At 44.1% G+C, this 13,091-nt stretch carries 11 protein-coding genes; 7 read left to right on the top strand and 4 right to left on the bottom strand.

The window, feature by feature from the left end:
• Positions 1 to 238, bottom strand: a 238-nt coding sequence (locus tag ACM5QX_RS14880) for a M10 family metallopeptidase C-terminal domain-containing protein (RefSeq protein WP_414754222.1), incomplete at its 3' end; no start/stop codon positions are given.
• A 634-nt stretch (positions 239 to 872) separates the two neighbouring features.
• On the opposite strand from ACM5QX_RS14880, the gene ACM5QX_RS14875 reads away from it, so the two are divergent.
• From ACM5QX_RS14875 to ACM5QX_RS14845, 7 genes are all read left to right on the top strand, one after another.
• Entirely contained in the window at positions 873 to 2,687 is a 1,815-nt protein-coding gene (locus tag ACM5QX_RS14875; protein WP_414754221.1) for an aspartate kinase, read from the top strand.
• Between the two features lie 65 nt (positions 2,688 to 2,752).
• On the top strand, positions 2,753 to 3,169 hold the full coding sequence (locus tag ACM5QX_RS14870; protein WP_414754220.1) for an element excision factor XisH family protein: 417 nt from the start codon (positions 2,753 to 2,755) through the stop codon (positions 3,167 to 3,169).
• Positions 3,157 to 3,501: a XisI protein gene (locus ACM5QX_RS14865; protein WP_414754219.1), complete on the top strand. Its 345-nt coding sequence runs from the start codon at positions 3,157 to 3,159 to the stop codon at positions 3,499 to 3,501. The genes ACM5QX_RS14870 and ACM5QX_RS14865 overlap by 13 nt, the downstream gene beginning before the upstream one ends.
• 420 nt (positions 3,502 to 3,921) lie before the next feature.
• A complete protein-coding gene (locus ACM5QX_RS14860) occupies positions 3,922 to 4,524 on the top strand; it encodes a TetR/AcrR family transcriptional regulator (protein ID WP_414754218.1) in 603 nt (200 codons plus the stop codon).
• A gap of 41 nt (positions 4,525 to 4,565) precedes the next feature.
• Positions 4,566 to 5,870 (top strand): ABC exporter membrane fusion protein, encoded by a 1,305-nt coding sequence (locus tag ACM5QX_RS14855; protein ID WP_414754217.1) that lies wholly within the window; start codon positions 4,566 to 4,568, stop codon positions 5,868 to 5,870.
• Positions 5,871 to 5,950: 80 nt separating this feature from the next.
• Positions 5,951 to 7,117 carry an ABC transporter permease DevC gene (gene devC / locus ACM5QX_RS14850; RefSeq protein WP_414754216.1) on the top strand — a complete coding sequence of 389 codons (1,167 nt, stop codon included), beginning with the start codon at positions 5,951 to 5,953 and terminating at the stop codon, positions 7,115 to 7,117.
• A 75-nt stretch (positions 7,118 to 7,192) separates the two neighbouring features.
• Complete coding sequence (locus tag ACM5QX_RS14845) at positions 7,193 to 7,942, top strand: DevA family ABC transporter ATP-binding protein (RefSeq protein WP_414754215.1); 750 nt, start codon at positions 7,193 to 7,195, stop codon at positions 7,940 to 7,942.
• Between the two features lie 189 nt (positions 7,943 to 8,131).
• Here the strand turns inward: ACM5QX_RS14845 and ACM5QX_RS14840 are convergent, their stop codons facing one another.
• From ACM5QX_RS14840 to purL, 3 genes are all read right to left on the bottom strand, one after another.
• The gene (locus tag ACM5QX_RS14840; RefSeq protein ID WP_414754214.1) at positions 8,132 to 8,698 is read right to left on the bottom strand and encodes a Uma2 family endonuclease; all 567 of its coding nucleotides are present in this window, start codon (positions 8,696 to 8,698) and stop codon (positions 8,132 to 8,134) included.
• A gap of 99 nt (positions 8,699 to 8,797) precedes the next feature.
• A complete protein-coding gene (purF, locus tag ACM5QX_RS14835; RefSeq protein WP_414754213.1) occupies positions 8,798 to 10,297 on the bottom strand; it encodes an amidophosphoribosyltransferase in 1,500 nt (499 codons plus the stop codon).
• A 239-nt stretch (positions 10,298 to 10,536) separates the two neighbouring features.
• A complete protein-coding gene (purL, locus tag ACM5QX_RS14830; RefSeq protein ID WP_414754212.1) occupies positions 10,537 to 12,891 on the bottom strand; it encodes a phosphoribosylformylglycinamidine synthase subunit PurL in 2,355 nt (784 codons plus the stop codon).
• Positions 12,892 to 13,091: the final 200 nt, after the last annotated feature.

The raw sequence follows: 13,091 nt of genomic DNA, 5'->3' as shown, positions 1-13,091 counted from the left end.
GGTCAATCTTGTCTTGTCCACGTACAAAATCTGTGACTACATCATTGTCTTGTAGTTGTTCAAAGTTAAAGACATCGTTACCAGCACCGCCGGTTAAAGTATCATCACCCCGCCCACCTTCCAAACGGTCATTTCCACCTAGCCCAGAAAGTGTATCATTACCATTGAAGCCTTGAATAGTATCGTCGCCAGAAGTGCCGCTTAAATTATCGTTGCCGTTTGTTCCTGTAGTAGCCATATTTGTACTGTCCTGTTTTGGGTTGGAAAATCGTGCGAATGCGTAGAGACCTTGAATCGCAAAGCCTCAAAATATTTGGTTAATTAGTTTTACCGGTAAATTCTCGCATCTTTTGCCGATTGTGGCAAGACAAATGTATCCAGCAATCCTACATAAGTTACGAACAAAAAAAAGATACCGGACTTCTTGAAGAAGTCCGGTATCTGAGCCTTTGGATATTTACGTGTTTTCTTAATGCCTAATTTTTAAACCTATATGTCGATATCGCAGGCGATCGCGCCCACAATTTCTCTGTTCAACATAAAATATTTAGGCATATTTAGCACCATTGCCTGAAGGACATCGCTTCCTGATGGCAAAGTTCAATAAAACTATATGAATCACTTGCTACAACGCGGGGAACCCGCGCAACGCAGTGGCTTCTCCTTGCAGGGGAGATGTACCCTGCGGGTAGGCTTACGCCATCGTAAAAGCAAACTATGGAGAGGGTTTTTAAGAATAAGTCGCACATCGCGTTAACTTATTGCCTGTACATTGCACGATGTTTAGTACACTAGATTACTAACAAGCCTTCAAGCCTTCCTCAAGCGGCGGAAGCATGGAAATAAGTAGGCAACTTGGTTAGATAAAAGTTATGGCGCTTATAGTTCAGAAGTTCGGTGGTTCATCTGTCGGTTCAGTAGAACGTATTCAAGCAGTGGCACAGCGTGTCTACAAAACAGTGAAAGCAGGAAATTCGCTGGTTGTAGTGGTTTCTGCGATGGGCAAAACCACCGATGGACTCGTCAAACTAGCCAATGAAATTTCTCGCAATCCTAATCGTCGGGAAATGGATATGTTACTCTCCACAGGGGAACAAGTCACCATTGCTCTACTTAGTATGGCATTGCAAGAACTTGGACAACCAGCGATTTCCATGACTGGCGCTCAAGTAGGAATTGTGACAGAAGCTGAACACACCCGCGCCAGAATTTTACACATCGAAACTGAACGAGTAGAAGGCCATATTCAGGAAGGTAAAGTAGTTGTAGTAGCTGGTTTTCAAGGGATATCCAGCAATGGCTCACTAGAAATCACCACTTTGGGACGTGGTGGTTCCGATACATCAGCCGTGGCTTTAGCAGCAGCATTACAGGCAGATTTTTGTGAAATTTATACAGACGTACCAGGGATTTTAACTACAGACCCCCGCATCGTGCCTGAAGCTCAGTTAATGGGTGAAATCACCTGTAATGAGATGCTGGAGTTGGCAAGTTTAGGGGCAAAAGTGTTACATCCCCGTGCGGTGGAAATTGCCCGTAACTATGGTATGCCTCTGGTGGTCAAGTCTAGCTGGACAGATGACCCTGGTACATGGGTAACTACACCAAAACCCCAAGGGCGATCGCTCATCAATTTAGAACTAGCCCGGCCGGTGGATGATGTAGAACTTGATACAGACCAAGCCAAGGTCGCTCTGTTACGCGTACCCGATAGACCAGGTGTAGCAGCAAGATTATTTGGGGAAATTTCCCGTCAAAAAGTAGACGTAGATTTAATTATTCAATCAATCCACGAAGGTAACAGTAACGACATCGCCTTTACTGTTACCACACCTATATTAAAACGAGCAGAAGCCGTAGCCGCCGCGATCGCCCCATCCCTCCGCAGTCCATCTCATCCCAAATCAGACGAAGCTGAGGTGATGGTAGAACAAAACATTGCCAAAGTCAGTATTGCTGGTGCAGGGATGATCGGCCGTCCTGGGGTAGCCGCCAAAATGTTCGCTACCTTAGCCGAAGCTGGGGTAAATATTCAAATGATTTCCACCAGCGAAGTCAAAGTTAGTTGTGTTATTGATGCCCTAGATGGCGATCGCGCTATCATCGCCCTCCGCAAAGCCTTTGAAATCGAAACCCCTCTCCACTCCCTCACTCCCCCTTCCCTCTCCACTCACAACTCCCCTCCCGTTCGCGGTGTCGCCTTAGACTTAAATCAAGCCCGTCTGGCTATTCGTCAAGTCCCAGACCGCCCAGGGATGGCGGCGCAGTTGTTTGGTATTCTCGCCCAGCACAATATCAGCGTAGACATGATTATTCAGTCTCAACGTTGTCGCATTGTTGATGGTGTTCCCCGCCGGGATATTGCTTTTACAGTCCCCCGCATGGATGGGGAAACTGCCCAAAAATTGCTGTGTCAAGTAGCCCCAGAGTTGGGTTGGGGTGATGTGGTATTGGATAGTGCGATCGCTAAAGTTAGTATTGTTGGTGCCGGGATGGTAGGACAACCAGGTGTAGCTGCCAAAATGTTTGAAGCATTAGCTAAACAACAAATCAACATTCAAATGATTGCCACTTCCGAAATTAAAATTAGCTGTGTTGTCTCTCAAGAACAAGGTGTACAAGCTTTGCAAGTTATTCACACCGCTTTTGAGTTAGCCGGTACAGAGAAATTTGTTGTACCTGCGTAGTTGCTGAGTTTGGGCTGATTTAACTTATGATTTTACCGATACAAAGGCTGATTTATACTTAAACTATGCCCAAGTTAGACATCATCCACAAATCGGTAAAAAATGCACTAATAAACGATGGCTGGTCGATTACAGATGACCCCTACATCATTCAGTACCGAAGAACCGTGTTGTATGCTGATCTTGGTGCTGAATATCCAATTGGAGCTGAACGATCTGGGCAAAAGCTGGTTGTGGAAGTAAAAAGCTTTATTGGCGCATCAAAGATACAGGATTTGAAAGAGGCACTTGGTCAGTATGATATCTACCGCTATCTTCTAGAGGAAACAGCACCAGACCGTAAGTTGTATATCGCTATTAGCACAGTTGCATACAACTCCTTCTTTATTCAGGACGTAACTCAACTTATTCTCAATAAACATCAACTTCCAATTATTGTTGTAAATTTAGAGACAGAGGAGATTACACAATGGATAAATTAACGGATTATCCTAAATTAATTCAGCGCATTTTATCTGAGTATATAGAACTGAGTAACCGCCATTCAAATCCAGATATTGAGACATTTTTGATTGTGGATGAATCTAAAGCTCAATATATTTGGATGAATCTCGGTTGGCACAATGGCGAGCGTGTTACTGCTATGACGGTCTATGTGCGGATTCGTGATGGTAAATTTTGGATCGAAGAAGATTGGACGGAAGACGGGATCGCAACTGATCTAGTTCGTTTAGGTGTTCCCAAAGAAGACATTGTGCTGGCATTCCATGAGCCTAGTATGAGAAAGTATACAGATTTTGCTGTAGTTTTATGATGTATGAAAAGCTAGGGCTGGTTTTGAAGCGCAGCCAGACAACCGTCTTGGATTATATTCATTCAGACCCTTGGTATATTACGAAATTTTCTAGCAATCTCTGAAGAATATCGCTATATGTATAGCGATCGCACTCTCTACACGGAGTAAAATTTACCTCTAGTCGGTTGGTATTTTCAGTAGCCTTGACAGTACCGGAAAGTTAGAATACATTAAGAAATATATAGCGATTTAATATTGATTTAATATTTGTTCCTCCAACAGAAAGCTTTTACGCACATCCAGAATTTTTTCTGATCTGTGCAAGGTCACAACAATATCCCCCGACCAAAAATAAATCCCTAGAAGGTCATCACTTGACGACCAGATAACAGCAGATATTATTAAATAACGAGCGTTCGATATAAATAATCCGTAATTATGCCTAAGATTGTTGACCATGACCAATATCGAAAAGAACTGCTCAGTAAATGCTTTGATTTATTTGCTGAAAAAGGTTACGGTTCCATCACCATGCGGCAAATTGCTCAAGGTTTAAATGTTTCTACAGGTACGCTGTACCATTACTTTCCCAGTAAACAAACGTTATTTGAGCAATTAGTAGAAGAAATAAGTCAACAAGATGTGAGTGCAGCATTAGCTGAAATGGATGGAAGTAAAACGATAGAAGAGGCGATGACAGCCTTAGGTCGATATTTGATTAAGCATGAAGATTACTGCATTAAATGGACGTATGTTTGGGTGGATTTTTGCCAAAGTCAAGATGTAGAGGAAGTACAGAAAAATATTGTATTCAAACGTGTTAATCAGCGCTATCAGCAAGCTGTTTGTGATTTTTTAGGCATTCAAGATCCAGCGATAGCAACCTTTGTTTTGAGCTTGATTAATGGCTTGATTTTAGAAAAACTCTGGTGCAACCAGACAATTAATTTTCAAGAACAATGTACTTTATTAGGGAAAATGCTGACACTTTATTTAAAAAATAATCAAACAAATAAAATGGCTAATTATCATCTTAATTGATTTCATTTATTGGTTAAATCAACTTATTTTGTGAGGAGAAGATGAGTCAAAAACTGTTATTTAAGCCTGCTAATCAAGGGGTAATTGCACTAGTGATTGCAGCTACCGCCGTTACATCAGGAATTGTGTTGTATGCAGTTAGTCAGTTTGGGCAAGTAAGTAAAACCAGTGCATCCGATGCCGTAGCAACTGAGGCGATCGCTCCCAAGATAACTGCACTAGGTAGATTAGAACCAGAAACAGAAGTGATCAGTTTATCTGCTCCATTGGCTTTAGATGGCGATCGCGTCGCCCAAATCCTAGTGGAAGAAGGTGAGGAAGTGCAAGCCGGACAAGTAGTAGCAATTTTAGACTCCCGCGCCCGCTTGCAAACCGCCGTACTCCAAGCCGAAAAACAAATACGCGTTGCCCAAGCCAAACTTAATCAAGTCAAAGCTGGAGCCAAAACTGGTGATATCCGCGCCCAGCAAGCCAGCGTCGAACGCTTACAAGCCCAATCCCAAGGCGATAGAACAGGGCAACAACAAACCATTGCGCGGATAGAAGCACAATGGCAAGGTGACAGAATCGCCCAAGAAGCCACAATTAGAAAGCTAGAGGCAGAACTGAAGAATGCGGAAGCCGAATATCAACGCTATCAGCAGCTTTACTCAGAAGGAGCAATTTCTAGTTCAGCAATTGATACTAGACGCTTGAGCGTGGAAACTGCCAAAGAACAACTAGACGAAGCCAAAGCAGTGCTGAACCGAATTAACTCCACTGCTAGCAAAGAACTAGCGGAAGCCAAAGTTGCACTGAACCGGATTAACGCCACCAGTAACAAGCAAATTAGCGAAGCCAAAGCCACACTCACCAGTATTGCCGAAGTTAGACCAGTGGATGTGCAAGCAGCACAAACAGAAGTTGAAGATGCGATCGCTTCCCTAAAACGCGCCACAACCGATTTAGAAGCAGCTTATATCAGAGCGCCACAAGCGGGACAGATTCTCAAAATTCATACCCGTGTCGGCGAAAAAATCAGTGAAAATGGCATTGCTGACCTAGCACAAACTAACCAAATGTTAGCTGTTGCCGAAGTATATCAAACCGATATCGGTAAAGTGAAACTGGGGCAGCCAGCAGCCATTACAAGTCAAGCCTTTGGCGGCGAATTGCGAGGAAAAGTTTCTCAAATCGGCTTGCAGGTACGACGACAAAACGTATTTAGCAACCAGCCAGGAGAAAACCTAGATAGCCGAGTCGTTGAAGTCAAAATTCGCCTCAACCCTGAAGACAGCAAAAAAGTCGCAGGTTTCACCAACTTGCAAGTACAAGCAGCAATTGAAACGATTCAAAATTCAAAATGAAAGAATTTTGAGTATTGGGAAGTAGCAAGAAAACCCTTGACTATTGACTGTTGACTATTGACTAACAGCTAAATAATATTATGTTTTCTCAAATGTTTCGTAAAACTCCGCTAGCTTGGCGGCAGTTGATGAAGGAAAAGACTCGGTTAGCGGTTGCAGTTGCCGGTATCACCTTTGCCGATATGCTGATGTTTATTCAGCTAGGGTTTGAAAGTGCGCTGTTTGATGCGGCTGTGAAACCTCACCGCAATTTACAAGCAGATTTGGTGTTAATTAACCCTCAATTTCAAACTTTGTTTTCGGTCAAGAGCTTTTCTAGAGAACGACTATATCAAACCTTAGGTTATGAGGGTGTGCAGTCAGTAACTCCCCTTTACATAGGTACTGGACAGTGGCGTAATCCAGAAACTCGTCAGGATAGAGCCATCTTAGTATGGGGTATAGATCCGGCTGCATCTGCTTTTACATTTCCCGAAATCCGCAAAAATCAAGATCAGATTAAACAGCTAAATCAAGTCTTATTTGATCAAGCTGGTCGCCCAGAATATGGAGCCGTGGGTGATATTTTCAAAAAAACCAACAGCTTTCAAACAGAACTCAATAATATTGGCGTTAATGTGAGCGGTGTGTTTAGCAACGGAGCTTCTTTTGCGGCTGATGGTAACGTCATTGCTAGCGATTCCACATTTTTAAGACTATTTCCCGAACGCAAACCAGAGCGCATCGAAGTGGGATTAATCACCCTCAAACCGGGGGTAGATAAAGAAAAAGTGCGATCGCAACTAGCCGCAGGCCTACCCAATGATGTCAAAGTCTTGACTCCCGAAGGGTTTGCCCAAACTGAAAAAGAATACTGGGCAAACGGGACTGGGATTGGTTTCATTTTCGGGTTAGGTGTGGGAGTAGGTTTTATTGTGGGTATTGTGATTGTTTACCAGATTCTCTACTCTGATGTTTCTGATCACTTGCCAGAATACGCCACCCTCAAAGCTATGGGCTATACAGACCGCTATCTGTTAGTAGTCCTATTGCAAGAAGCATTATTATTAGCCTTCCTTGGTTATCTCCCAGCGTATATCTTGTCTTTTGGGCTATATCAAGTTACTTACGCTGCAACTATGTTGCCCATTGCCATGAAGCTAGAACGGGCAATCACCGTATTTATTCTCACTATTATCATGTGTACCGCTTCTGGTGCGATCGCTATGCGAAAACTTCGTTCTGCTGATCCTGCGGATGTGTTTTAGTTATTGGTCAGTTGTCAGTTGTCATTAGTTTTTCCCTGGTCGCTGTCTTCTACTCCCTACCTCGTTAAAAAAACAATGTTACAAGAATTTGTACCTGGAACCACTAACCTCCCATCTGCGTTAGAACCCGTGATTTCTGTTAGCAATCTCAATCATTACTTTGGTTCAGGTGGGCTTCGTAAACAGGTATTATTTGATATTAATTTGACTATTAACGCTGGGGAAATTGTCATTATGACAGGGCCTTCAGGCTCTGGGAAAACTACCTTATTAACCTTGATGGGTGGCTTGCGTTCGGCTCAAGAAGGGAGCTTAAAGATTTTAGGGCAGGAAATTTGTGGAGCCAGCAAAAATCAATTAACTAAACTACGCCGTCAAATTGGTTATATCTTCCAAGCTCATAACCTGATGACTTTTTTAACAGCAAAAGAAAACGTGCGAATGTCTTTAGAATTGCATGATGAGTTTTTTCATGAAGACATTAACGCCAAAGCGATCGCTATGTTAGAAACTGTTGGTTTAGGAGAACGCGTCAATTACTACGCCGAAAATTTGTCTGGAGGTCAAAAACAACGGGTAGCGATCGCCCGCGCCCTCGTCAGTCATCCTAAAATTGTTTTAGCAGACGAACCCACAGCCGCCCTAGATAAAAAATCGGGACGTGATGTTGTAGAACTGATGCAGAAACTAGCCAAAGAACAAGGCTGTACCATTCTACTAGTTACCCACGACAACCGGATCTTAGATATTGCCGATCGCATCATCTACATGGAAGACGGTCAGTTAAAAAGCGACGACATGGATATTGCCGCTAAAATGCACTAAACAATACTCTGCGTTCCTCTCTCTTGAAAAGTTTCCTACGGAGGGAAACCCTCCTCCAGAACTTTTCGCTGCGCTTTCCTTAGCGTCCCTCTGACTTGAAAGAGGGTATAGGGGTGTAAGGGTGTAGGGGGAAGATATGTTTCATCTATGATTGTGAAACTTATTTCATTGGGACTGCGTTTAAAAAACTTAAGTAAACAAAAGAGCGATCGCGCAAGTAAAATTAGGCAACAGGGGTGAGCGAAGTTCATCACCATTAAACAACGTGACAACTAACTTTAAAATCCCCTGTTCACGCCGATATATTTCCACCTGTTGCTTACGCCAATCTATAATCCAATATTCTCTAACACCTTGTGATGAGTAGAGCTTAAGTTTCAGTTCTCTATCTCGTCTTTCATTCTCATTTCCCAGTGATAATACCTCTACCACCAGTTCCGGTGCAGCCGTCAAAAGGCCAGCCTCATCTAATAGATTAGATAGTCTCTCATTGCTAGCCCAAACAACATCGGGAATTACATTATCATTATCACCAAAAATTATCCCTGGAGCGATCGCCACTTCCCCCAGACCAGTAATCTGTGACCAATTATCTAAAGCGGTACTAATTCTGACACAAACTCGCTGATGTTTCCAGTGAGGCGCTCTCGTCACGAACAATTCCCCATCGATAATTTCATACCGCTTCCCGTCTTCGGGGAATAACTCTAAGTCGGTGGTATTCCAGCGAACTTTTTCTGTGGTCGGCTGGTTCATAAGCCATCACTGTGAGGATATTTGACTATTTTAGCTTGGGTAGGCTGAAGACAGTGCTGAGTCAATTCTCAAAACCCAGCACTGATTTGTTCCTAATCCCTAAACTACTACCTTTTCTAAAATCAACTTAGACCGCTTCACTTGCTCAGGAATAGTAACTGGGTAATCGCCAGTAAAACAGGCAGAACAGAAACTATTTTTATCTTCTCTTGTGGCTTCTAACATCCCATCCCAACTGAGATAGGCGAGGCTTTCTACTTCTAATTGCTTGGCAATTTCTGCTACTGACTTAGTAGCAGCAATTAACTGATCCTGAGTATCAGTATCAATTCCGTAGAAACAAGGGTGGGTTACTGGTGGGGAAGAAATCCGCATATGTACTTCTGCCGCCCCAGCATCACGTAAGGCTTTAACTAGTTTACGGCTAGTAGTTCCTCTGACAATAGAGTCATCAACAATAATCACCCTTTTACCCGCCAGCACGTCTTTGAGGGGGTTGAGTTTCATTTTAATCCCTGACTCGCGCATGGATTGGGTAGGCTGAATAAAGGTACGACCAACATAACGATTCTTAATTAACCCTTCGCCGTAGGCTACACCAGAAGCTTGAGAAAATCCAATGGCAGCAGGAATTCCAGAGTCAGGGACACCAAAGACAATATCAGCATCTACGTAGGATTCGGCTGCTAGCTGTCGTCCTAAACGCATCCGATAACTGTATAAAGTCTCGTTGTGCATTTGGCTATCGGGACGAGCAAAATAAATCATCTCGAAAATACACAATCTTCGTTCTGGTTTTTGGCTCCAATGGTAGGAAGCTAAACCTTCTTCGGTAATCCAAACTACTTCGCCTGGTTCTACGTCGCGGAGATAATCAGCGCCAATAATATCTAAACCACAGGTTTCCGAAGATAAAACATAACGCACTGGATTACCAGGCAAAGTCCCAATTACCAGAGGACGAATGCCGTTGGTGTCACGCACCCCCATCACACCAACGGGAGTGCCAATAACTAAGCTAAAAGCTCCCTCGCAACGATGAAAGGCTTGAATCGCTCCATCTAACCAGTCTGCACCTGCGTTGACTGCTTGAGCGATCGCAAAGGCAATCATTTCTGAGTCTGTGGTTGTCACGAGGTTGCAGTTACTATTAACTAGCTCTTCTCGCAACTTCACGGTATTGACTAAATTGCCATTGTGTGCTAAAGCTAACTTACCTAAACGAGTATCCAGTACAGCAGGTTGGGCATTAACTTTGCGGCTGGAACCGGTAGTAGAGTAACGGGTATGACCAACACCAATATCACCAGGCAACTCTTCTAGAATCGACTCATTAAAGACTTGAGAAACCAAACCCATGTCTTTATGTAGGTGAACTGTTGTCCCCTCAAACGTGGCAATACCAGCTGATTCTTGACCCCGATGTTGCAGGGCGTACAATCCAAAGTAGGTCAGTTTTGCAACATTTTCTCCTGGGGCGTAAATACCGAAAACTCCACAAGCCTCTTCTGGCTTGTCAGGACGATTTTCTTGACTATCGATTGGGTTGTTAGTCTGATTGGGGTACTCATCCGGAGTGACGGAATCAATGGGAATCATGCTAGCTTTGCTCCTGGTTGGGGTGTCAAGTCAAAATAATTCGTAACTATTGGGTCACTGGGATTATGTCTAGGGATAGTTGCGGAATTTTCTTAACATATCTTTAACCATCTATTAAAACAGTACCTTAATTGTGATTAAAGATGCTATTGATTTGGGGAATTTGTCAGTTGTCAGTTGTCATTGGTTAGTTGTCACTAGTTAGGGGTTGTTAATTACGCCCCCTACTATCTACTGATTCACAGGGCTAACCTTCTGGCGATCGCATTTTGATAGCGATCGTTCATTTCTTCGATACTAACTCGGATTAAGCTTTGGTTATCGGTAGTTAAAACCGCCAAATCTGCATCGGTATTTCCAACTATGCCCAATTTTTGCCAATTTTGTCCTAGATGCTCCTGTAAATAGGATTCCCAATTCTCCTGTTGTGTTGATGCTACAGATACTAAAATTCTGGCTCCACCCTCACCAAATAGCACTTCATCCAGGCGTTGTAACTGACTTCCAGATGCGTCTAGGTGAATTTCTGCCCCCAGGTTACCAGCAAGACAAGATTCTGCGAGCGCAACAACTAAACCCCCCTCAGCACAATCATGGGCTGAACGTACCCAATCAGCATAAATCCCCTCACGACAAACTTTTTGTACACGGCGTTCTAAGTCAAAATCTACCCGTGGAGGTTTACCTGCCACAGTGTCGTGAATCGTCGCTAAATATTCAGATGCGCCTAAACTACTGGTAGATGAGCCTAAAAGATAAATCACATCACCTGGGGTTTGCCAACCTTGACCACAAATTTTTGTTAAATCAGTAATCAATCCCACCATCCCCACAACTGGCGTTGGGTAAATTGGTTGGGGGTTGCCTTGAGGATCAAGGGTTTCGTTATATAGAGAGACATTACCACCAGTGACCGGGGTTGCTAATTCTCGGCAACCTTCCGCTAAACCGCGACAAGCCTCCGACAATTGCCAATAACCAATGGGTTTTTCTGGGCTACCAAAATTTAAGTTATCTGTCACCGCCAGAGGTTCTGCCCCTACACAGCTAAGATTCCGGGCTGCTTCTGCCACCACTGCCTTAGCTCCCTCATAGGGATCAAGGTAAACATACCGAGGATTGCAGTCCACCGTAGCCGCAACACCACTGAGGGTATTTACTCCCCCCTGCTCCCCTGCCCCCCTGCTCCCCTGCCTTTCTAGGGGGCGTAAGCGCACAACTGCCGCATCTGCACCACCGGGGAGAAAAACCGTATTATTTTGGACTTGGTGGTCATATTGACGATACACCCAGTTTTTCGAGGCGATCGTGGGAGTATTGAGCAAAGTTAACAAAATCTCCTGCCAACTTTGCAGATTTCCTTGAATCTCAATACCAGCAGTTGTACAAGTAGGTAAAGAGTCAGATGACCATTCCCATGCTTGACGGGCATATTCTGGGGGTTCTGCCAGTAACTCACGCTCGTACAGTGGGGTATTCTCAGCTAAGGCATCAGCCGGAATTTCCGCAGCAATTGCACCTTGAAAGAGAATACGCACAATAGGTTCGGCGATTACTGTACCAGCAACAACCGCCTGTAGTCCCCAACGATGGAAAATATCAATTAATTCTTGTTCCCGTCCTTTGTGGGCAACAAATAACATTCTTTCTTGAGACTCCGATAGGAGATATTCATAGGGAATCATCCCTGTTTCCCGCACAGGAATTTTATCTAAATCTAGTTCAATCCCTACGCCACCTTTAGCCGCCATCTCGGATGTAGAACAGGTGATTCCCGCCGCGCCCATATCTTGCGCTGCAACCACTGCACCTGTCTTAAATGCTTCTAAACAGGCTTCAATTAGTGACTTCTCCAAAAAAGGATCACCTACCTGTACGGCTGGCCGGTCATCAATGGACTCATCACTTAACTCCGCGCTGGCAAAACTAGCCCCTCCCATACCATCCCGTCCCGTAGTGGAACCCACATACAACACAGGATTACCTATACCAGCAGCTCCAGATTTGACAATTTCTGGCGTTTCCATTAATCCTAGAGCCATGACATTCACCAGGGGATTTCCTGAATAGGCAGGATCAAAATAAACTTCGCCACCGACAGTAGGAACACCGACACAGTTACCATAGTGGGAAATTCCAGCAACTACGCCGGAGAATAATCTTTGGGTTTTGGGGTCTTCTAAGGAACCAAAGCGGAGAGAATTTAACAAAGCAATGGGACGCGCACCCATTGTAAAAATATCTCGGAGAATGCCACCCACACCAGTGGCGGCTCCTTGAAAGGGTTCAACGGCTGAAGGGTGGTTGTGAGATTCAATCTTAAATGCCAGTTGCAATCCTTCACCTAAATCTACAACCCCAGCATTTTCCCCTGGGCCTACCAGAATGCGGGGGCCTGTGGTGGGGAACTGTTTGAGTAAGGGGCGGGAATTTTTGTAACAGCAGTGTTCTGACCACATCACCCCAAACATTCCCAGTTCAGCTTTATTGGGATGACGGCCTAATCGTCGGACAATTTCTGCGTATTCTTCTGGTTTGATGCCTTCAGCAGCAATTTCTTGGGGGGAAAAGGGAGCAGGAGATGTGGCGGTCATGGAAATAATGCACCAACAGGACAGAGCATTATTGTATCGATTTAGTGCGCTATGCGTGTCAGTTGTTAGTTGTTTTACTGGATAAGTTTTTGCTGCTGAGAATTGACCAAGCTTTTTTATAAATCTAGGACTGACGCACACAGGTTGTCTGTTGAGACTGGGTGTAAGGGTATAGGGGTGTAAGGGTATAGGGGTTTCAA

The organism is Anabaena sp. CCY 9910 (assembly GCF_963920875.1).
In the GTDB taxonomy this organism is placed as follows: Bacteria; Cyanobacteriota; Cyanobacteriia; order Cyanobacteriales; family Nostocaceae; genus Trichormus; species Trichormus variabilis.
This window is presented reverse-complemented; position numbering and strand designations above follow the sequence as displayed.